We start from the raw sequence: 20,323 nt of genomic DNA on the forward strand, positions 1-20,323 counted from the left end.
TCCGTGCGTGCCGGCCGAGGTGCCGGTTCCGCTGATCGGGACTGTCACGCGGGCGTTTCCGCGAGGGACACGCCCAGGGCCCGGAGCTGTGCGGTGGCCGAGCCGAGGTGGAATTCGTGGTGCTTGGCGGCCAGGAAGTAGCGGTGCACGGGATGGTCCTCGTCCAGACCCACTCCGCCGTGGACGTGGACGAGCGTGTGCGCGACGCGGTGCCCGGCGTCGGCCGCCCAGAACGCGGCCGTGCGCAGTTCCCCGGTGTCGGGCAGCCCGGCGTCGGCGCGGAAGGCTGCCTGCCACAGGGTGAGCCGGGCACCCTTGACGTCGATGTAGGCGTCGGCGAGTCGCTGGGCCACCGCCTGGAAGCTGCCGATCGGCCGATCGAACTGCACACGTTCGCGCGCGTACTCCGCGGTGAGCTCGAGCGCCCGGTCGAGCACCCCGTACTGGTATGCGGCCGAGCCGAGGAGTCCGCGGTCGCGCAGCCACGCCGTGATCGCGCGGCCGTCGGTGCCCAGCACACGATCGTCGGGGACGGCGGCGGCGGTCAGGGTCAGCGTCCCGAGGCAGCCTCGTCCGGTGTCGTACTGACGGGTCACGCTCACGCCGGGATCGGCGGGGCGCACGAGGAGCACGGTGACGCCGGCCGAGGTCGCCGCCGGCACGAGGAACAGGTCCGCGGCCGGTGCCGCGTCGACGAGGATCTTGGTGCCGTCGACGATCCAGCCGCCGTCGGTGCGACGTGCCGTCGTGGTCGGCGACGTGGGGTCGTCGTTCAGTTCCTCCTCGAGGGCGGCGGTGAGGATCTGCTCGCCGGTGGCGGCGGGTTCGCCCCAGTCGCGACGCTGCGTGTCGTTGCCGAACTCGGCGAGGGCGGCGGCGGACACGACGATCGAGGACAGGTAGGGGACGGCGGCGACACCGCGGCCGAGTTCGGCGAGGATGCTCGTCTGTTCGAGCGGCCCGAAGCCGTCGCCGCCGACGGATTCGGGCAGTGCCGCGCCGAGGATGCCCGACGAGGCGAGCGCGTCCCACAGGGTGTGGTCGATGCGGTCCTCGGCGGCGTCGAGCCGGCGCAGGTGGTCGTTGGTGGCGATCTCGGTGACGATGCGGCGGGTGAGCCCGGCGAGGTCCTGCTGTGCCTCGGTGAGGGTGAAATCCACGGCCTTGTCCTTCCGGTGGAGTGTCAGCGCTTGGCGGGCGGCTGGCCGAGGGCGGTCATCGCGATGATGTCTCGCTGGACCTCGTTGGTGCCGCCGCCGAAGGTGAGGATCAGGGAACTGCGATGCATCCGTTCGAGCCGGCCCCGCAGCAGCACGCCCGGCGAGTTCTGCCGCAGGGTGGCCGACGGTCCGAGGATCTCCATCAGCAACCGGTACGCCTCGGTCGCGAACTCGGTGCCGAACACCTTGTTCGCCGACGCCGGGGCGGGCCCGAGCGGCGCGGCGCCGGAGGCGATCTCCCAGTTCATCAGTTTCAGGTACTCGGCCTGGGCGTGGACGCGGGCCAGGTTGATCCGCACCCATTCCTGATCGAGGACGCGGCGGCCGTCGGGCAGGCGGGTGTGCTGCGCCCACTCGCGCACTTCCTGCAGCGCGGTGAGGATCGGGCCCGCGGACGTGAGTGCGACGCGTTCGTGGTTGAGCTGGTTGGTGATCAGCGCCCAGCCGCCGTTCTCCTCGCCGACGAGCGCGGAGGCCGGGACGCGCACGTCCTGGTAGTAGGTGGCGCTGGTGTCGGGGCCGGCCATGGTGTGCACGGGGGTGTAGGAGAACCCCTCGGCCGTGGTGGGCACGATGAGGACGCTGATGCCCTTGTGCTTGCGCGCGGCCGGGTCGGTGCGGCATGCGAGCCACACGTAGTCGGCGTAGGCGATCAGGCTCGTCCACATCTTCTGGCCGTTGATCACCCACTCGTCGCCGTCGCGGACGGCGGTGGTGCGCAGCGACGCGAGATCCGTGCCGGCCTCGGGTTCGGAGTAGCCGATGGAGAAGTGCAGCTCGCCGGCGGAGATCTTCGGGAGGAAGAACTCCTTCTGCTCGGGTGTGCCGAAGTGCATGATCGTCGGCGCGACCGAATTGATGGTGAGGAACGGAACGGGAGCGCCGGCGATGGCCGCCTCGTCGGTGAAGATGAGCTGATCCATGGCCGAACGGTTCTGGCCGCCGTACTCCTCCGGCCAGCCCAGGGTGAGCCAGCCGTCCTTGCCCATCTGCTGGACGACCTCCCGGTACACGTTGCCGGCACCGTACTCGCCCGTCGTCGCGGCGAGCGCCTCCCGTCGTTCGGGCGTCATCAGGTCGGCGAAATAGGCGCGCAACTGCGCGCGGAGTTCCTCTTGCTGCGGGGTGTACGCGATGTCCACGAACCGCTCCGTTCGTCGGGTAGGCAGCTGTTCGACGGCCGAGGACCGGGACCGGCTCGGCGATGTTCCCGAATCATTGCACAGAACTGAAACGCGTTCTAGCCTGGATTTCGAGCCGTCGCGCCAGCCCGCGCGACCGGCGCCGGATCGGTTGTGCGAGCGAGAAGCGAGGTCTGTTCATGGAGGTCAAGGTCGACTTCGATCGTTGTGAGGCGAACGGCGTGTGCGTGGGGATTGCGCCCGAGGTCTTCGATCTGAACGACGACGACGAGCTGATCGTCACGCACCCCATCGCGCCGGAGCAGGAGGAGGACGTGCGCACGGCGATCGCGCAGTGCCCCCGCGCGGCACTGAGCGAGGCCTGACGAGTTCGCTTGTCAGAAACGAGAACACGTTCTACATTTCTGATGGTCGCCGGAATCCGCGGCGACCAGGAGCGCGGCGGCCCGGGCGGCCGCCCGGTATCGCTAGGGAGAACGCGTCGATGAGTGCAAGCGGCAACGGTCTCGGCCCCGCGGGAAACGGTGCGGGGGACGACGGGGGCGTGAGCCTCGAGGGCGGTGTGAGTCTCGAGGGCGGTGTGAGTCTCGAGGGCGGTGTGAGTCTCGAGGGGCGGGTCGCCGTCGTCACCGGAGCCGGCGCCGGACTCGGACGCGCCGAGGCCGTCGCGCTGGCCCGGGCCGGCGCCGCGGTGGTTGTCAACGATCTCGCGGCGTCGGACGCCGTCGAGGACACCCTCGCCGAGATCCGCGACCTCGGCGCCGACGCGGCCTTCGTGGCCGGCAGCGTCGCCGAACGCACCACGGCCGACGCCCTGCTCGCGACGGCCCGGGACCGATTCGGTCGTCTCGACATCGTCGTCAACAATGCCGGCATCGTGCGGGATCGCATGCTGTTCAACATGTCCGACGAGGACTGGGACGCGGTGATCGCCGTCCATCTGCGCGGCCATTTCCTGCTGTGCCGCAACGCGGCGGCGTACTGGCGTGGCGAGTCCAAGAAGGCCGGCGGGCCCGTCTACGGCCGGATCGTCAACACGTCCTCCGAGGCCGGCCTGCTCGGTCCCGAGGGGCAGGCCAACTACGGCGCGGCCAAGGCCGGGATCACCGCCCTCACCCTCTCCGCCGCGCGGGGCCTGTCCCGGTACGGGGTGCGGGCCAATGCCATCTGCCCACGGGCGCGCACCGCGATGACGGAGGGTGTCTTCGGTGCCGCGCCCGAGGGGGAGGTGGATCCGCTGGCACCCGAGCACGTCTCGGCGCTGGTCACCTACCTGGCATCTCCCGCGGCGGACCGGATCAACGGCCAGGTCTTCGTCGTCTACGGCCCGATGGTCGCGCTGATGGCCGCGCCCGTCGTCGAGCAGCGGTTCGACGCGGACGTCCGCTGGACCCCGGAAACCCTCGCCGACCGCGTCGGAAGCTACTTCGACGACCGGGATCCTGCGCGCACCTTCTCGGCCGCGCAGGCCCTCGCTCTCTGAAACACCGCTAGGTGATACCCGAAGTGACATGCAAGGTCGCCCTTCGGTAATATCGCGCCGTCCCGGGCCGATCCGGTTAGTGTCGGGCTCTGCCCGGCGTGCCGCGCCGGGTGCGCGGCCGCGACCGCGGGCGTGTGAACTCTGGTGATACCTGTTCTAATTTCTCTCCCTCGACATCCGGCGGGACGCGCCGGTTCGGTGCCGCGACCCCGTGCGACCGGGCGCTGTGGACGGGTGGGGGATCCCGCGGTCCGGGTGGGCATCTTCCCAGTTCGAAGCCCGATTCCGGGTTCGTCGTGGCTGTCGCGCCGCGGCCGGTGCGGCACGGTTCCCGCCGCGCGGGCGGCGGCGTGTCGCGACGGTCTTTGACACATGAACACGTTCTAGTTAGTATGACGCGGGTCACAAGCTGACCTCTCGTCGGCCGTGGCCGGCGAGCGAACCAACGGAGGAGGAGACGGTGGTAGACCTCCTCGAGGTCCCGCTCCGCGCGGTGGGCGGATTCTTCGCGATGACCGGTGAGACCGCCCGGGCCGTGTTCTCCCGGCCCTTCCAGCGACGCGAGTTCGTCGACCAGGCCTGGTTCGTCGCACGGGTGTCCCTCGTGCCGACGGTCCTCGTCGCGGTGCCGTTCACCGTCCTGGTCAGCTTCACCCTCAACATCCTGCTGCGCGAGATCGGAGCCGCGGACCTCAGCGGCGCCGGCGCCGCGCTCGGTGCCGTCACCCAGGTCGGCCCCATGGTCACCGTGCTCATCGTCGCCGGTGCCGGCGCCACCGCCATCTGCGCGGATCTCGCCGCCCGCACCATCCGAGAGGAGATCGACGCGATGCGCGTGCTCGGCATCAACCCGATCCACCGTCTCGTCGTGCCCCGGGTCCTCGCGTCCACCGTCGTCGCGCTGCTGCTCAACGGGCTGGTGTGCTCCATCGGCATCCTCGGCGGCTTCGCGTTCTCCGTCTTCCTCCAGGACGTGAACCCCGGCGCCTTCGTCAACGGCATCACCCTGCTCACCGGCTTCGGCGAACTGATGATCTCCCAGATCAAGGCCGGACTGTTCGGCATGATCGCCGGCCTCGTCGCCGCCTACCTGGGCCTCAACGTCAAGGGCGGCGCCAAGAGCGTGGGCGATGCCGTCAACCAGACGGTCGTGTTCGCCTTCATGGCATTGTTCGTGGTCAACCTTCTCGTCACCGCCGTCGGCATCAAGCTGACGGGCGGGTGACCGGCACGGCGGTGATGTAGATGGCAGTGATCTCCTGGCGCTTCCCCCGCGCGCGGCGCCGCATCGCCCGGGCCTCCGACTCCGTGGACCGGCTCGGTGACCAGGCGCTCTTCTTCGGCAAGGCGCTCGGCTACGCCCCGCGTGCGCTGATGCACTACCCGAAGGAGACGGTCCGGCTGATCGCCGAGATCAGCATGGGCACCGGGGCGCTCGCCGTGATCGGCGGAACGGTCGTCATCGTCGGCTTCCTGACCCTGTTCACCGGCGGGATCATCGCCGTGCAGGGCTTCAGCTCCCTCGGCAACATCGGCGTCGAGGCCCTCACGGGCTTCTTCGCCGCCTTCATCAACGTCCGCATCGCGGCGCCCACCATCGCGGGCATCGGCCTGGCCGCCACCATCGGCGCCGGCTCGACCGCCCAGCTCGGCGCCATGCGGGTCTCGGAGGAGATCGACGCGCTCGAAGTCATGGCGATCCCGTCGATCCCGTATCTCGTGAGCACCCGCGTGATGGCGGGCATGATCGCGATCGTCCCGCTGTACTCGCTGGCCGTGATCGCCTCGTTCGTCGCCAGCCGCTTCGCCACCGTCGTGCTCTACGGCCAGTCCGCGGGCGTGTACGACCACTACTTCGACACGTTCCTCATCCCCACCGACATCCTGTGGTCGTTCGTGCAGGCCATCGTCATGGCGATAGCCGTCATGCTGATCCACACCTACTACGGATTCAATGCCGGTGGCGGCCCGGTCGGCGTCGGCGTCGCCGTCGGCAACGCGGTGCGCGCCTCCCTGATCGCGGTGGTGACCGTGACCCTGCTCATCTCGCTCGCGGTGTACGGGGCGACCGGCAACTTCAACCTGTCGGGATAGGCGCATGGACACACCCTCCTGGAAGAAGAAACTCGCGGCCCTCGGGCTCGTCGGCGGCCTCACCGTCGCCGTCGTGCTGGCGCTGCTGATGTTCGCCGGTGCCTTCACCGCCACCACCCCGGTCACGGTCACCTCCGCACGGTCCGGCCTGGTGATGGAACCCGACGCGAAGGTCAAGCTGCGCGGTGTCGAGGTGGGCCGGGTCCGGTCCGTCGAGCACACTCCCGACGGTGCGCTGCTGCAGCTCGCGATGGATCCCGGTCAGCTGCACCTGGTGCCGTCCAACGTGCGGGTGGCCATCGAGTCCACCACCGTGTTCGGGGCGAAGTTCGTCAACCTGCTCGTGCCGGACGACCCGTCGCCGGTTCCGCTCCAGGAGGGCGCGATCATCGCGGCCGAGAACGTCACCGTCGAGTTCAACACCGTCTTCCAGCACCTGTCCGACGTGCTCGCGCAGATCCAGCCGGAGAAGCTCAACGCCACGCTCGGGGCGATCTCCGAGGCCCTGGACGGTCGGGGCGACACCCTCGGCGCCACCCTCGTCGAGGCCGAGGACTACCTCGCGACGATGAATCCCTCGCTGCCGCAACTGCAGTACGACCTCGCCGTGGCGGCCGACGTCACCAACCTGTACGCCGACGTCGCCCCCGACGTGATGAACCTGCTCGACAACGCCACCTCGATCGGCAACACCGTGGTCGACGAGCAGGCCAACCTGGACCTGATGCTGATGAACGTCACCGGTCTGGCGAACACCGGGCGCGACGTCCTCGGCGAGAACGAGGCCCAACTGACCTCGGCGCTGGATCTGCTGACGGAGACCACGACGCTGCTCGCGGAGTACTCGCCCGAGCTGCCGTGCTTCCTCGTCGGGCTCAACGACGCGCGCATCGCGTTCGAACCCATGGCCGGCACCGGCAAGTACCCGGCGCTGATGCTGAGCACGAACTTCCTGGGCGGCGCCACCATGTACGACCACGAGCAGGACCTGCCGGTGGTGGGAGCTTCGGGCGGGCCGAACTGCCACGGGCTGCCCGACTTCGATCCCAAGCGCGACGGCCACGCGCCCTTCGTCGTCGCCGACACCCATCCCGTGCCGTACCACCCGAACACCGAGACGTGGGTGCGGTACCCGACGATCTTCGGTTTCCTGTTCGGCGACATGATCCCGGGAGGCGAGTGAGATGCCGCAGGCGCAGATGCGGACGGACCGGGCGGCGCGGGAAGGCGGGGTGATCCGGTGAGGGCCACCACGGTCAAGTTCCTCGCGTTCACCGTCGTGATGGTGCTGATCTTCGCGGTGCTGGCGATCGTGTTCAGCCAGGTGCGGTTCACCGGCACGCAGACCTATCACGCGACGTTCACCGACGTGTCCGGACTGCAGGCCGGTGACAAGGTCCGTATCGCCGGGGTGCCCGTCGGATCGGTCGACAGCGTCGACGTCGGGCGCGACAACCAGGCCGAGGTGTCGTTCGACGTCGACGCCGAGCACACGCTGCTGGCGAGCACCAAGGCCACGGTGCGGTACGAGAACCTCGTGGGCGACCGCTATCTCGAACTGCTCGAGGGACCGGGGACCGGGGAGACGCTGCCGGCCGGCGGCACGATCCCGGTGTCGCAGACGGAACCCGCGCTCGACCTCGACCTGCTGCTCGGCGGATTCAAGCCGCTGCTGCAGGGCCTCGACCCGCAGCAGGTCAACGACCTGTCCGGCGCGCTGCTCCAGGTCTTCCAGGGCCAGGGCGGCACCCTGGTGTCGCTGCTGGGCAACACGAACTCCTTCACGAACTCCCTCGCCGACCGGGACCGGCTGATCGGCGACGTCATCGACAATCTCAACGCGGTCCTTGCCACCATCGACGAGAACGACCAGCAGTTCACCGAGACCGTCGACCGGTTGCAGACCCTGGTGAGCGGGCTCGCGCAGGACCGCGACCCGATCGGCACCGCCATCCCGCGGATCGCGGCCGGCACCGGCGATCTCGCGTCGCTGCTGCAGAACAACCGGCCGGACCTGCAGTCGGTGATCGCCGAGACCAACCGCACCATGACCCAGCTCGACCTCGGGCGCGACGACATCAACCGGACACTCGAGCGGCTGCCGAACGACTACAAGAAGCTCATCCGGGTGGGGGTGTACGGCAACTTCTTCCAATTCTTCCTGTGTGCCAACACGTTCAAATTCTCGGGACCGGACGGGACCACCATCCGTTTCACGTCGGCCGAGCAGACGACCGGAAGGTGCGCGAAGATCGAATGAGTCCGATCCGTGAACGCAATCCCGTGCAGGTCGGCATCGTCGGCCTGTCCGTCGCCGCCGCGACGGTGCTCGCGGGCCTGCAGTACGACCAGCTGCAGTTCCTCTCCGGGGGCCTGACCTACTCGGCGTACTTCGTCGACGCCGGCGGTCTCGTACCCGGCGACACCGTCACCCTCGCCGGCGTCGACGTCGGCGAGGTCACCGACGTCCGCCTCGACGACCGGCAGGTGCTCGTCGCCTTCACCGTCCGCGACGGCATCGCGCTCGGCGAGGACACCGGAGCCGACATCAAGACGAATACCGTGCTCGGCCGCAAGTCGCTCGCCGTGCAACCGTACGGTTCGGGGACGCTCGACCCGCGCGAGCCGATCCCGTCGACGCGCACCGACTCGCCGTACTCGCTCACCGACGCCCTCGGCGACCTCACGACCACGGTGTCCGAGCTCGACACCGAGCAGATCGACGACTCGCTCGATGCGCTGTCGGATTCGCTGCAGGACACCCCGCCCGAGCTGCGGGGGGCGCTCGAGGGCATGACCAGGCTGTCCCAGTCCGTCAACGCACGCGACGAGTCGCTCGAGGATCTGCTGGCCCGCGCCGAATCGGTGACCGGCATCCTCGCCGAACGCAGCGACCGGATCAACGCGCTCGTGGTGGACGCCAACGCCCTCTTCGGGGAGCTGAGCCTGCGGCGCGACGCGATCACCGAGCTGATCGCGAACATCTCCGCGGTCTCGAGGCAGCTCTCCGCCCTGGTGCAGGAGAACCAGGCGCAGATGGGTCCCACCCTGGACAAGCTCAACGCGGTGACCGCCAACCTGCAGGCGAACAAGGAGAACATCGCCGGCGCCCTCGACGGGCTCGGCCCGTACATCAGCGCGCTCGGCGAGTCCGTCGCGAGCGGCCCGTTCTTCAACGCGTACGTGTCGAACGTCCTGCCCGCGCCGTGGTGGAAGGCACTGGTCGACAGCATGGTCGCCCCCGAACTGCTGGAGCAGGACCTGCAGGACATCATCCCGAAGGACCCGCCGTCGATCACGAAGGATGGCGAATGAGCACCGATACTCTCCAAGCCCCGGAGGACCGGCCCGGGAAGCGCCGCCGCCTGCTGCTGCCGGTGATCGCCGGTGTCGCAGTGGTGGCCCTGGCCCTCGTCGCGTTCGCCGTGGTGCTGCCCGGCTGGGGCAAGCGCACGATCAACGCCGAATTCGTCTCCACGAGCGGCCTGTACGAGGGCGACGACGTGCGGGTGCTGGGCGTGAGCGTCGGCAGGATCACCCGCATCGAGCCGGGCGACGACCTGGTGCGCGTGCAGATGCAGGTCGACGACTCCGTCGACATCCCGGCCGACGCCAAGGCGGTGATCATCGCGCAGAGCCTCGTGTCCGCGCGCTTCGTCCAGCTGACCCCGGTGTACTCGGGGGGCCCGCAGCTCGCCGACGACGCGACGATCCCGCTCGAGCGCACCGCCTCGCCGGTGGAATGGGACCAGATCAAGACGGAACTGATGCGTCTGTCGGAAGCCCTCGGCCCTCAGGGTCTCGATCCGCAGGGCTCGCTCGGGCGTTTCATCGACACGGCCGCCGAGAACCTCGACGGCAACGGCCTGACCATCCGCGCCACCCTGCGCGAACTGTCCGACACGATGCACACCCTGTCGGAGGGGCGCACCGACCTGTTCGGCACCGTCCGGAACCTGCAGGCGTTCGTGGCGGTGCTCTCGACCAGCAACGAGCAGATCGTGCAGCTCGGCGGCCGGCTCGCGTCGGTCTCGGACGTCCTCGCCGAGAGCTCGGATCAGCTCGGCACCTCGCTCGCGGACCTCGACCTCGCGGTCGGTGACGTGCAGCGGTTCGTGCAGGACCACCGGGCCGCGCTGACCGAGTCGGTGCAGCGCCTCGCCGACGCCACCGAAGTCCTCGCCCGCAAGCGACCCGAGATCGAACGGGTCCTGCACTCCGGACCGACGGCGCTGTCGAACTTCTACGACATCTACAAGCCCGCACAGGGCTCGCTCACCGGTGCGCTGGCGATCAGCAACCTCGCCAATCCCGTCGAGTTCATGTGCGGGTCCGTGGCCGCGGCCGCGAACGCCACCTCCGACCGCAGCGCGGAACTGTGCCGCCAGCAGCTCGGACCGGTGCTCCAGTCGCTGGCGATGAACTACCTGCCGGTCATGACCAACCCCATCGCCGCGGTGGAGGCGTTCCCCGACCAGATCCAGTACACCGAGCCGGGTCTCGAGGCGGAAGCCGCGGCCGCGGGGCGGGGCACCGCACCCGCGGACGCCGTGCCGCCGGCCGGGCCGCTGCCCGGCCTGCCCACCGTGACGGTTCCCCCCGACCTCGGTGCGCTGCTGCAGCCGGGAGGAGGACGATGAGCACCCGAATCCGGCACTCCCGCCCGACGCGGCGCGGTGCCGTCGCCGCGATGCTGGTCGCGGCGGCGCTGACCTCGACCGGATGCGAGTGGGAGGGGCTGAACTCCCTTCCCCTCCCCGGCACCGCCGGGCACGGCGAGGACGCCTACCAGGTGCGGATCCAGATGCCGAACGTGACCACCCTGACCCAGAATTCGCCGGTGCGGGTCGACGACGTCCAGGTCGGCAGCGTCACCAGGATCGAGGTCGAGGACTGGCACGCCCTCGTGACCGTCGCCCTCGACGGTGAGGTGGCACTCCCGGCGAACGCGACGGCGAGGATCGGGCAGACCAGCCTGCTCGGCTCGCAGCATCTCGAACTGGCGTCGCCTACGGACGAGCCGCCGCAGGGCCGGCTCGAGGACGGCGACCTCATTCCGCTCGAGCGGGCCGGGGTGTACCCGACCACCGAGCAGACGCTGTCGTCGCTGTCGGTGGTCCTCAACGGCGGTGGACTCGCACAGATCAACGACATCACCACCGAGCTGAACGCGGCGCTGTACGGACGGGAGGACTCGATCCGGAACCTGCTGCCGCGGCTCGACGAACTCGTCGGCACCCTCGACCGGCAGCGGGGCGACATCATCGCCGCGATGGAGGGCATCGACCGGCTCGCGTGGACGGTCGACGCGCAGAACGCCACCCTCGTCCGGGCGCTCGACGAGATGCCGGCCGCGCTGACCGTGCTCGCCGACCAGCGCCAGGACCTGACCATCGCGCTCACCTCGCTCGGCGAGATGAGCACCGTGGCCAGCCGGCTCGTCGAGAACAGCGGCGAGGACCTGCACACCAACCTGCAGGCGCTCGCTCCGACGCTGCGGGCGCTCGCCGACTCCGGCAACGCCCTGACCGAGGTGCTCGGCGTGCTGCTGACCTATCCGTTCCCGCAGGCCGGCATCGACCAGGTCATCCGGGGCGACTACGCGAACCTCGCCATGACCATCGACCTCACCCTCGAACGGCTGGACCTGAACTTCCTCACCGGCACCCCGCTCGCCGGGCGTCTCGCCGGACCGGAAGGCATCCTCGGGCAGGACGCCGGGCTGGCGGCCCAGTCCGCGGACCCGTTCCAGGCCCCGCTCGAGCAGCCGGCCGCACAACCCGCACCGGGCCCGGCCGCGACCCTGTCGGTGCCCGGCCTGGGGGAGATCACCATTCCGGGGCTGCCCCCGCTGGGGGTGCCGGCGCCATGATGCTGTCGAAGTTCGTCCGGATCCAGCTCGTGATCTTCGCGGTGCTCACGGTGGTCGGGCTGCTGGTGATGTCGCTGCAGTACGTCAAGCTCCCGCAGCTGTTCGGCGTCGGCCGGTACACGGTGATCGTGGAGCTGGCCTCCACCGGCGGGCTCTACCCGCACGCGAACGTCACCTACCGCGGCAACACGGTCGGGGTGGTCGACAAGGTGCAGCTCTCGCCCACCGGCGTGGAGGCCGTCCTGTCGATCGACAGCGACCGCGCGATCCCCGCCGACGTCGACGCGGCGGTGCGCAGCGTGTCCGCCGTCGGCGAGCAGTACGTGGACTTCGTTCCGCCGCAGAACGGTTCGAGTGGGGAGTACCTGGCGGACGGCGACGTGATCCCCGCCGACCGCACGTCGGTGCCGCAGGAGGTGGGCGCGCTGCTCGACCAGGCCGACGTCCTGCTCGCCAGCATCAGCGACACGCGGCTGCGCACTGTCGTCGACGAGTCGTTCGACGCGTTCAACGGTTCGGGACCGGACCTGCAGCGGCTGATCGATTCGACCCGCCTGTTCGTGCAGGAGGCGAGCGCGGGCAGCGAGCAGACCAAGGCACTGCTCGATCAACTCGGTCCGCTGCTCGACACCCAGGTCGTCACCAGCGACGCGATCCGGTCCTGGACCCGGGACATGCTGACGTTCACCGACGGGCTGCGGGCCGCCGACACCGACCTGCGGGCGGTGCTCGCGAAGGGGCCGGGCGCCGCGGCCGAGGCCGAACAGCTGCTGCAGGACCTGCGGCCGACGCTGCCGCTCCTGCTGGCCAACATGGTCAGCGTCGGGGAGGTGGGCGTGATCTACAACGCCGGCATCGAACAGATCCTGGTGCTGTACCCGCCGATGACCACCGCCCTGATCACCGCCGCCGGCAGCGGACCGGCCGAGGACGGCGCGGTCGTCGACTTCCACCTGCAGCTGCACGATCCGCCGCCGTGCCTGTCCGGCTTCCTGCCACCCGAGCAGTGGCGCAGCCCCGCGGACACCACCATGGTGGACACCCCCGGCGAGGTGTACTGCAAGCTCCCGCAGTCGGATCCGAACGCCGTGCGCGGTGCGCGGAACCTGCCGTGCATGGAGTTCCCGGGCCGGCGCGGGCCCACGCCGGAGGCGTGCCGCAACGGGTATCAGCCCGAGTACCTCGACAACCCGTGGCGGGGCGCGCCGACACCCGTGCAGTCGGAAGGCGACGTGCCGGTCCCCGCATCGCACGCGACCGGGACGAACCCGGCTGCACCCGCCGGGGTCACGGCGCGGGGCATCGACCCGGCGACGGGGACGTACATCGGTCCCGACGGTACGGTGTATCGCAACGTCGATACCGGCCCCGAGACCAGTTTGGAGACGTACATGAAGGCGCAGCAAGGCTGATGGCGGACGAACAGACCTCCGCCACCACGACGACCCCGGAGACCGCACCCGCCCGGACGGGCCGGCTGCTGCCCGCGCTCGCGGCCGTGATCGTCCTCGCCCTGGCGGGCGCCGGGGTATGGCTGTGGCTCGACGCGAGAGCCGACCGCGACCACGACGCCCGGCGGGCGGCGTACCTGCAGGCCGCGCGGCAGACCGTGCTGAACCTGACCACCATCCACCCGCAGAGCGCGGCCGCGGACGTGCAGCGCCTGCTCGACGGGGCGACCGGCGACTTCAAGGCCGAATTCGAAGGCCGCGAGGGGCCTTTCGTCGACGTGGTGACCAAGGCGAACGTCGACACCACCGGCGAGGTGATCGAGGCCGGCATCCAAGCCGAGGACGGCGCCTGCATGACCTCGCTCGTGGCCGCCCGGTCGATGGTGTCCAACGCGGAACAGACCGAACCCGAACCGCGCGACTTCCGGCTGCGGGTGACGATCTGCGACGAGGACGGCCGCCTGCTCGCGTCGAAGGTGGACTTCGTACCGTGACCGAGAATTCGAAGGACGACGCCGTGACCCAGACCGACGACACCACGCGCGTGGACGCCGCGGAGGACGCGACGACGCCGCCCGGCCCCGCGGGCGGTCGGCGGAGAATGCTGCTCGCGGCCCTCACCGCCGCGGCGATCGTGCTCGCCGGCCTCGTCGGGTTCGGCGTGTACGACAAGGTCGAGCGCGACGGTGCCGAGGCGGCCCGGACCGAGGCCCTGCAGGCGGCCGAGGAGCAGGCCGTCGCGATGCTCGCGTACGACCACGCCAGGGTCGACGAGCAGGTCGCCGCGGCCTCCGACGGGCTCACCGGCGACTTCCGGGACGAGTACACCAGCCTGATGACGAACGTCATCGCGCCCGGCGCGAAGGAGAAGTCGATCACCGTTCAGGTGAGCGTGCAGGCGTCGTCGGTCGTGTCGGCCGAGGCCGACCGGGCGGTGACCCTGCTGTTCCTCAACCAGATCACCACCAGTTCCGTCAATCCCGAAGCGGTCAGCAGCGGCAGCCGTGTGCGCGTCGAACTCGAGAAGCACGACGGCCGGTGGCTGGTGAGCCGCCTGACGCCGGTGTGAGGGATCAGCGACCGGGCAGGCGCACCATGTGCACGAAGAACCGGTCGATCTGCCGCACGGTGGCGACGAACCGGTCGAAGTCCACCGACTTGGAGACGTAGGCATTGGCCCGCAGCCGGTAACTGCGCACGACGTCCTCCTCGGCGGTGGACGTCGTCAGCACGACGACCGGGATGGACGCCAGGTCGGGATCGGCCTTGACCGCCTCGAGCACCTGCCACCCGTCGTACTTCGGCAGGTTCAGATCGAGCAGCACCAGCGCCGGCCGCGCGGCGTCGGCGTGCATCCCGCGCCGGTACAGGAAGTCGAGGGCCTCCGCGCCGTCCCGCACCACGTGCAGTGTGCTGCCGATCTCGTTGGCCTCGAACGACTCCCGAATGATCAGTTCGTCCCCGGCGTCGTCCTCGACGAGGAGCACGTCGAGGGAACCGGTGGTCGTGCGCGGCGCGGGGACGCCGGCCGCCGCAGCCCCGATGCGCTCGGGCGAGGGCCGGGAACCGTAGTCCTCGCGGTCGGGTGTGCTCGTCACTCGGGCTCGCCGACCTCCGCCGGCGCGATCAGCGCCGGACCTGCCGCGCCCTGATGGGCGAGTGCGTCGAGGAAGGACCGGGCCCACCGGTCCACGTCGTGGGCGAGGACCTGCCGGCGCAGTGCCCGCATGTGCCGCCGGCCGTCCTCGCGCGGCTGGGTCAGCGCCGCTTCCATCTTGTCCTTGACGTCCTCGAGGTCGTGCGGATTGCACAGGAAGGCCTGGCGCAGTTCTGCTGCGGCCCCGGTGAATTCGCTCAGCACGAGGGCGCCGCCGAGGTCGCTGCGACACGCCACGTACTCCTTGGCGACGAGGTTCATGCCGTCGCGCAGCGGCGTCACCAGCATGACGTCGGCCGCGACGAAGAACGCGATCAGCTCGTCCCGTGGAATGGGCCGGTGGATGTAGTGCACCACGGGCCGGCCCACCTCGGCGTACTCGCCGTTGATCCGGCTGACCGTCTGCTCGATGGCGCCGCGCATCTGCACGTACGACTCGACGCGTTCCCGGCTCGGGGTGGCGAGCTGCACCATCACCGTGTCGGCCGGATCCACGCGCCCCTCGGCGATCAGCTCGAGCAGCGCGTCGAGGCGGACGTCGATGCCCTTGGTGTAGTCGAGCCGGTCGACGCCGAGCATGATGTGCCTCGGATTGCCGAGTTCCTTGCGGATCTGCTTGGCGCGGTCGCGGATCGACTTGCGGCGGGCCTGCTCGTCGAGCTGCCCGGAGTCGATCGAGATGGGGAACGCCCCGACGCGCACCGCCCGGAACCCGACCTGCACCACCCCGAGCTTCGAGCGCACGCCCACGGTGCCGCGGGAGGTCTGATGGCCGGCCAGCCGGCGCGCCAGGTACAGGAAGTTCTGGGCACCGCCGGGCAGGTGGAAGCCGATCAGGTCGGCGCCGAGCAGACCCTCGACGATCTCGGTCCGCCACGGCATCTGCATGAACAGTTCCACCGGCGGGAACGGAATGTGCAGGAAGAAGCCGATGGTCAGGTCCGGGCGCAGCATCCGCAGCATCTTCGGCACCAGCTGCAGCTGGTAGTCCTGCACCCACACCGTCGCGCCCTCGGCCGCGGCCTTCGCGGTCTCCTCCGCGAACCGGCGGTTGACCTCGACGTAGGTGTTCCACCACTCGCGCCGGTACTCCGGCCGGACGATCACGTCGTGGTACAGCGGCCACAGTGTCGCGTTGGAGAAGCCCTCGTAGTAGTCGGCGATCTCCTGCGCGCTCAGCGGGACCGGATACAGCTCGAGGTCGTCCTGGACGATCGGGTCGAGTTCGGCGTCGGCGACACCGGCCCAGCCGACCCACGCTCCGCGGTTGCTGCGCAGGATCGGCTCGAGCGCGGTGACGAGGCCACCCGGGCTGCGCTTCCACCGGGTCGAGCCGTCCGCAAGACGCTCGAGGTCGACGGGCAGGCGGTTCGCGACGACGACGAAGTCCGAACCACCCGCCTGCGTCGACTCCTCAGCTGCAACCACGTGGCGCTCCCTGTCCTTGTCCGACTGTCCCTGTCCGGCGGTGTCCGGTCAGTCCATCTTCGGGTTCGGCCCGATGCCGAGCATGGACAGCAGCATGCGGCACTCGTCCGCATCCTCCGCGTAGGCAGCGACGACACGCTGCGCCTGGCGGGCGGTCTCGTCCGCGACGGGTTCGAGTTCCTCGTCCGGAATGTCGTTCTCGGTGGTGGCGTCCGCGGCCATGGTTGTTCCTCCCGGGCTTGCTGCTCCGTTCGAGCAGGTCATTCGTAGTGCGACTCTATGAGAACCGGCGCTTCCGACGCCACCCGCGCTGCAAGTTAGGGTTGACTCACTTCTCGGGGTGGTGACGTGGAACGGAGAGTTTCGTGTGGTGGAACGCATGAGCGGTGACGACGACCGCGGGGCCGGCGACGGGAAGAAGCCAGGTCCGGGGCTGTTGCGGCGCACCATCGTGAACCAGCGGATCGCGCTGGCAGTCGGCACCCCGCTGGTCTCGCTGCACCAGGTGATGGAGACCCTCGTGCCCGTCGCGATCGGGGTGATCATCGACGGGCCGGTCACCGACGGCGACGTGTCGATGCTGGTCGTCGCCCTCGCGGGCCTCGCCGCGTTGTTCGTCGTGCTCACCTACTCGTGGCGTCTCGGTGCGCGCCGGCTCGTCGCGGCGATCGAGGCGGAGTCGCACCGGCTGCGGGTCGCCGTGGCCCGCCGGATCCTCGATCCGCGCGGGGTGCGCACCTCCCTGCGCACCGGGGAACTCCTGGCGGTGGCGACCACCGACGCCGGGCGGGCCGCGCAGATCCTGCACGTGGTGCCCGCCACCGCCGCGGCCGTCACCGCGGTGGTCGGGGCCGCGATCGCGCTGCTGCTCGTCGACGTCCCGCTCGGTCTGCTGGTACTGCTGGGCACACCCGCGATCCTCGTCGCGCTCGACCGTGCCACCCCGCTGCTGACCCGGCGGATGACCGCACAGCAGGAGGCGGTGGCGCGGGCATCGGGTCTGGCGACGGACCTCGTCACGGGACTGCGTCCGCTGCGCGGCATCGGGGCCGAACCGGCCGCCGCCCACCGGTACCGGGACGCCAGCGCGGACGCGCTCGCCTCGACACTGCGCGCGACCCGCGCCCTCGGCGTCTACACCGGCACCTCGTCGGCGGTGAGCGCGCTGCTGTCCGTCGCGGTCGCGGGCGTCGCGGGCTGGGCCGCGCTGTCGGGCCGCATCTCGGTCGGCGAACTCATCACCGTCGTGGGCCTGGCCCAGTTCGTCGTCGAACCGCTCGGGACGCTCGCCGCCCTGCCGTCGTCGTGGGCCGCCTCCCGCGCCTCCGCCGACCGGCTCTCGCTCGTGCTGCACGCGCCGTCGCTGCTGCCCGCCGGAACCGGGACCCCGGCGGACGGCAGCCTCGAGCTGCGCGGGCTCGGCTACCGGTCGCTGCGCAGGATCGACCTGACCGTCGCGCCGGGGGAACTGCTCGGTGTCCTCGCCCACCGGTCGCAGGACGCGGAGGCCCTCGCCGACGTGCTGTCCGGCCAGGTGCCGCCGGAGGACGTCCGCGGCGAGCTGACCGTCGGGGGAGTGCCGCTCGATGCGCTCGACCCCGTCGCCGGACGCCGGACCGTTCTCGCGGAACCCCACCACAGCGACCTGTTCGCGGGAACGCTCGCCGACAACATCGCCGCCGGCATGAGCCGACCCTCCGACGGCATCCCCCCGGAGGTGCTCGGCGCGTCCGCCGCCGGCCAGGTCGCCGACACCCACCCCGACGGCCTCGACCAGCGGATCGTCGACCGCGGCAGCAGCCTGTCCGGCGGACAGCGGCAGCGCGTGGCGCTGGCCCGGGCGCTGGCGCGGCGCGCTCCCGTGCTCGTGCTGCACGAGCCGACCACCGCGGTCGATGCGGTTACCGAGCAGGCCGTCGCGGAGGGGATCGCGCGCCTGCGGCACGACGGCGACGAGCACACGACCGTCGTCATCACCTCGAGCCCCGCGCTGCTCGCCGCCGCCGACCGCGTGGTGGTGGTCGACGACGGCGAGATCGTCGCGTCCGGCACCCACGCCGAACTGTCCGCCACCGACCCCACCTACCGAGCGGCGGTGCTGCGATGACGAGCAACGAGTCCGAGCTGCTGCCGATCGCCTCTGCGGGACGGTCGTGGCGCTGGCTGGGAGCGCAGCTGCGCGACGCGCCGGGGCGGGTCGCGCTGACGGTGACGGTGTCCGTCGGGGCGGCGATCGCCGCGGTGGTGCCGGTGCGCGTCCTCGGTGTCCTCGTCGACCGGGTGCGCGAGCAGGCCCCGATGTCCATCCTCGGATGGGTCGTCGCGCTGATCGCGGCGGCGGCGGTCGTCGGCGGCGTGCTCGAGGGGGCCGGCCTGCACCTGGTTGCGCGTCTCGGCGAGACGGTGCTGGCCCGGCTGCGCGAGACGGTGCTGGCGCGGGTGCTGACCCTGCCCACCGAGACCGTCGAACGCGCCGGGCACGGCGACGTCCTCTCCCGCGTCGGCGACGACGTCGCGGTGCTGGCGAAGGCACTCGGCTCGGTGGTGCCGCAGCTGGTGGCGGCACTGATGCTGGTGGTGGTCAGCGTCGCGGCGATGGTCGGAATCGACTGGCGGCTCGGTCTCGCCGGCCTCGTCGCGCTGCCGATGTACGCGCTCGCCCTGCGCTGGTACCTGCCCCGCTCGGCTCCGCTGTACGCCGCGGAGCGGGTCGCGATGGGCGCACGGTCGCAGGCACTCGTCAGCAGCATGCACGGGGTGCGCACGGTCCGTGCCTACGGCCTCGACACGACCCACCTGTCCGGCATCGATGCCGCCTCGGCCCGCGCGCGCGACCTCACCGTCGGCGTGTTCGGCCTGTTCACCCGATTCGCGGGCCGGGCCAACCGGGCCGAATTCGTCGGTCTCGCGGCGCTTCTCGTCGCCGGGTTCGTCCTGATCCGGGCGGACGCGGTGACCGTCGGCGAGGCCACCGCGGCGGCACTGCTGTTCCACCGCCTGTTCTCGCCCCTCGGGCTGCTGCTGTTCACCTTCGACGACGTCCAGTCGGCGGGCGCGAGCCTGGCCCGGCTCGTGGGCGTCGCCGACCTCCCGGCGGCGCCGACCCCGGACGACGGTCCGCCCGACGAGCCGCGCTGCGGTCCGCCGGCGCTGGAGCTGACCGGGGTGCGGCACCGATACGCGCACGGCCCCGAGGTCCTGCACGGCGTGGACCTGAAGGTCGCGCCGGGGGAGACGGTGGCGTTGGTCGGCTCGACCGGCGCCGGGAAGTCGACGGTCGCCGCTGCCGCCGCCGGGGTCGTCACGCCCACCTCGGGGGAGGTCCGTCTCGGTGGCCGGGCGCTCGGCGAACTCGGTGCCCGGCTGCGCCGCTACGTCGTCGTCGTCAGCCAGGAGGTGCACGTGTTCGGCGGCCCCCTGCTCGACGACGTGCGCCTGGCCAGGCCCGACGCCACCGTGGACGAGGTCGCGGCCGCGCTCGACGCCGTCGGCGCGGGCGAGTGGGTCCGCGCCCTCGACGACGGCGTGTACACGGTCGTCGGTGAGGGCGGCCATCCCGTGACCGCGGCCCAGGCCCAGCAGCTCGCGCTGGCGCGGGTGCTGATCGCCGATCCGCAGGTGGTGGTGCTCGACGAGGCGACGGCGGAGGCCGGCAGCGCGGGCGCGCGGGCCCTCGAAGCCGCCGCGGCGGTCGTGACGCGAGGACGCACCGCGCTGGTCGTGGCGCATCGGCTGACGCAGGCCGCGGCGGCGGACCGGATCGTCGTGCTCGAGGCGGGCCGGGTCGTCGAGGAGGGGCCGCACGCGGCGCTCGTCGCCGCCGGAGGCCGCTACGCGCGGCTGTGGCGCGCGTGGCAGGGCGGCGCCTGAGGATGTGCTGCCAGGGTCGCGACCTGCGGTGCAGGGTAGTGTGGATCGGTCCGTTGTGCCCGTGCTGCCGTGCGGCCGCACCCGCGCCACCCACCTCAGGAAGGTT

At 70.9% G+C, this 20,323-nt stretch carries 19 protein-coding genes; 14 read left to right on the top strand and 5 right to left on the bottom strand.

The window, feature by feature from the left end; genetic code table 11:
- Positions 1-44: 44 nt before the first annotated feature.
- Both F1734_RS05490 and F1734_RS05495 read right to left on the bottom strand, forming a co-directional pair.
- The gene (locus tag F1734_RS05490; RefSeq protein WP_203011409.1) at positions 45-1,160 is read right to left on the bottom strand and encodes an acyl-CoA dehydrogenase family protein; all 1,116 of its coding nucleotides are present in this window, start codon (positions 1,158-1,160) and stop codon (positions 45-47) included.
- Positions 1,161-1,183: 23 nt separating this feature from the next.
- Positions 1,184-2,362, bottom strand: a complete 1,179-nt coding sequence (locus F1734_RS05495) for an acyl-CoA dehydrogenase family protein (RefSeq protein WP_017680991.1) — start codon at positions 2,360-2,362, stop codon at positions 1,184-1,186.
- Between the two features lie 179 nt (positions 2,363-2,541).
- On the opposite strand from F1734_RS05495, the gene F1734_RS05500 reads away from it, so the two are divergent.
- From F1734_RS05500 to F1734_RS05555, 12 genes are all read left to right on the top strand, one after another.
- Positions 2,542-2,727 carry a ferredoxin gene (locus F1734_RS05500; protein ID WP_010594447.1) on the top strand — a complete coding sequence of 62 codons (186 nt, stop codon included), beginning with the start codon at positions 2,542-2,544 and terminating at the stop codon, positions 2,725-2,727.
- Between the two features lie 119 nt (positions 2,728-2,846).
- Positions 2,847-3,845: a 3-oxoacyl-ACP reductase gene (locus tag F1734_RS05505; protein WP_238424118.1), complete on the top strand. Its 999-nt coding sequence runs from the start codon at positions 2,847-2,849 to the stop codon at positions 3,843-3,845.
- Positions 3,846-4,305: 460 nt separating this feature from the next.
- Positions 4,306-5,070: an MlaE family ABC transporter permease gene (locus tag F1734_RS05510; RefSeq protein ID WP_010594445.1), complete on the top strand. Its 765-nt coding sequence runs from the start codon at positions 4,306-4,308 to the stop codon at positions 5,068-5,070.
- 20 nt (positions 5,071-5,090) lie between these two features.
- The gene (locus F1734_RS05515) at positions 5,091-5,939 is read left to right on the top strand and encodes an MlaE family ABC transporter permease (protein ID WP_010594444.1); all 849 of its coding nucleotides are present in this window, start codon (positions 5,091-5,093) and stop codon (positions 5,937-5,939) included.
- Between the two features lie 4 nt (positions 5,940-5,943).
- On the top strand, positions 5,944-7,122 hold the full coding sequence (locus F1734_RS05520; protein WP_017680994.1) for an MCE family protein: 1,179 nt from the start codon (positions 5,944-5,946) through the stop codon (positions 7,120-7,122).
- A gap of 57 nt (positions 7,123-7,179) precedes the next feature.
- The gene (locus F1734_RS05525) at positions 7,180-8,199 is read left to right on the top strand and encodes an MCE family protein (RefSeq protein ID WP_010594442.1); all 1,020 of its coding nucleotides are present in this window, start codon (positions 7,180-7,182) and stop codon (positions 8,197-8,199) included.
- Positions 8,196-9,254: an MCE family protein gene (locus F1734_RS05530; RefSeq protein WP_010594441.1), complete on the top strand. Its 1,059-nt coding sequence runs from the start codon at positions 8,196-8,198 to the stop codon at positions 9,252-9,254. Before F1734_RS05525 ends, F1734_RS05530 begins: the two co-directional genes overlap by 4 nt.
- A complete protein-coding gene (locus tag F1734_RS05535; protein WP_010594440.1) occupies positions 9,251-10,579 on the top strand; it encodes an MCE family protein in 1,329 nt (442 codons plus the stop codon). The genes F1734_RS05530 and F1734_RS05535 overlap by 4 nt, the downstream gene beginning before the upstream one ends.
- Positions 10,576-11,811, top strand: a complete 1,236-nt coding sequence (locus F1734_RS05540; protein ID WP_017680995.1) for an MCE family protein — start codon at positions 10,576-10,578, stop codon at positions 11,809-11,811. Before F1734_RS05535 ends, F1734_RS05540 begins: the two co-directional genes overlap by 4 nt.
- Positions 11,808-13,223, top strand: a complete 1,416-nt coding sequence (locus F1734_RS05545) for an MCE family protein (protein WP_010594438.1) — start codon at positions 11,808-11,810, stop codon at positions 13,221-13,223. The genes F1734_RS05540 and F1734_RS05545 overlap by 4 nt, the downstream gene beginning before the upstream one ends.
- On the top strand, positions 13,223-13,756 hold the full coding sequence (locus tag F1734_RS05550) for a hypothetical protein (protein WP_010594437.1): 534 nt from the start codon (positions 13,223-13,225) through the stop codon (positions 13,754-13,756). Before F1734_RS05545 ends, F1734_RS05550 begins: the two co-directional genes overlap by 1 nt.
- Entirely contained in the window at positions 13,753-14,331 is a 579-nt protein-coding gene (locus F1734_RS05555; protein WP_010594436.1) for a hypothetical protein, read from the top strand. The genes F1734_RS05550 and F1734_RS05555 overlap by 4 nt, the downstream gene beginning before the upstream one ends.
- Before the next feature lie 4 nt (positions 14,332-14,335).
- Here the strand turns inward: F1734_RS05555 and F1734_RS05560 are convergent, their stop codons facing one another.
- From F1734_RS05560 to F1734_RS05570, 3 genes are read right to left on the bottom strand one after another with little or no spacing between them, the layout of a single operon-like run.
- Positions 14,336-14,860 (bottom strand): response regulator, encoded by a 525-nt coding sequence (locus F1734_RS05560; RefSeq protein WP_010594435.1) that lies wholly within the window; start codon positions 14,858-14,860, stop codon positions 14,336-14,338.
- Positions 14,857-16,347 carry an alpha,alpha-trehalose-phosphate synthase (UDP-forming) gene (locus F1734_RS05565; RefSeq protein ID WP_017680996.1) on the bottom strand — a complete coding sequence of 497 codons (1,491 nt, stop codon included), beginning with the start codon at positions 16,345-16,347 and terminating at the stop codon, positions 14,857-14,859. Before F1734_RS05565 ends, F1734_RS05560 begins: the two co-directional genes overlap by 4 nt.
- Positions 16,348-16,395: 48 nt before the next feature.
- On the bottom strand, positions 16,396-16,569 hold the full coding sequence (locus tag F1734_RS05570) for a hypothetical protein (protein ID WP_003939603.1): 174 nt from the start codon (positions 16,567-16,569) through the stop codon (positions 16,396-16,398).
- Between the two features lie 157 nt (positions 16,570-16,726).
- On the opposite strand from F1734_RS05570, the gene F1734_RS05575 reads away from it, so the two are divergent.
- Together F1734_RS05575 and F1734_RS05580 are read left to right on the top strand one after the other, a co-directional pair.
- Positions 16,727-18,454 carry an ABC transporter transmembrane domain-containing protein gene (locus F1734_RS05575; protein ID WP_203011410.1) on the top strand — a complete coding sequence of 576 codons (1,728 nt, stop codon included), beginning with the start codon at positions 16,727-16,729 and terminating at the stop codon, positions 18,452-18,454.
- Positions 18,451-20,217, top strand: coding sequence for an ABC transporter ATP-binding protein (locus tag F1734_RS05580; RefSeq protein ID WP_203011411.1), 1,767 nt, complete (start codon positions 18,451-18,453; stop codon positions 20,215-20,217). Before F1734_RS05575 ends, F1734_RS05580 begins: the two co-directional genes overlap by 4 nt.
- The last annotated feature ends 106 nt before the right edge of the window (positions 20,218-20,323 follow it).

The sequence above is a fragment of the Rhodococcus ruber genome, assembly GCF_016804345.1.
GTDB lineage: Bacteria > Actinomycetota > Actinomycetes > Mycobacteriales > Mycobacteriaceae > Rhodococcus > Rhodococcus ruber.

Excerpts from the sequence above, each read along its gene's own strand:
- F1734_RS05500 (WP_010594447.1), top strand. The coding sequence starts at position 2,542 with ATGGAGGTCAAGGTCGACTTCGATCGTTGTGAGGCGAACGGCGTGTGC.
- F1734_RS05505 (WP_238424118.1), top strand. The coding sequence starts at position 2,847 with ATGAGTGCAAGCGGCAACGGTCTCGGCCCCGCGGGAAACGGTGCGGGG.
- F1734_RS05515 (WP_010594444.1), top strand. The coding sequence starts at position 5,091 with ATGGCAGTGATCTCCTGGCGCTTCCCCCGCGCGCGGCGCCGCATCGCC.
- F1734_RS05520 (WP_017680994.1), top strand. The coding sequence starts at position 5,944 with ATGGACACACCCTCCTGGAAGAAGAAACTCGCGGCCCTCGGGCTCGTC.
- F1734_RS05530 (WP_010594441.1), top strand. The coding sequence starts at position 8,196 with ATGAGTCCGATCCGTGAACGCAATCCCGTGCAGGTCGGCATCGTCGGC.
- F1734_RS05535 (WP_010594440.1), top strand. The coding sequence starts at position 9,251 with ATGAGCACCGATACTCTCCAAGCCCCGGAGGACCGGCCCGGGAAGCGC.
- F1734_RS05540 (WP_017680995.1), top strand. The coding sequence starts at position 10,576 with ATGAGCACCCGAATCCGGCACTCCCGCCCGACGCGGCGCGGTGCCGTC.
- F1734_RS05545 (WP_010594438.1), top strand. The coding sequence starts at position 11,808 with ATGATGCTGTCGAAGTTCGTCCGGATCCAGCTCGTGATCTTCGCGGTG.
- F1734_RS05550 (WP_010594437.1), top strand. The coding sequence starts at position 13,223 with ATGGCGGACGAACAGACCTCCGCCACCACGACGACCCCGGAGACCGCA.
- F1734_RS05570 (WP_003939603.1), bottom strand. The coding sequence starts at position 16,569 with ATGGCCGCGGACGCCACCACCGAGAACGACATTCCGGACGAGGAACTC.
- F1734_RS05575 (WP_203011410.1), top strand. The coding sequence starts at position 16,727 with ATGAGCGGTGACGACGACCGCGGGGCCGGCGACGGGAAGAAGCCAGGT.
- F1734_RS05580 (WP_203011411.1), top strand. The coding sequence starts at position 18,451 with ATGACGAGCAACGAGTCCGAGCTGCTGCCGATCGCCTCTGCGGGACGG.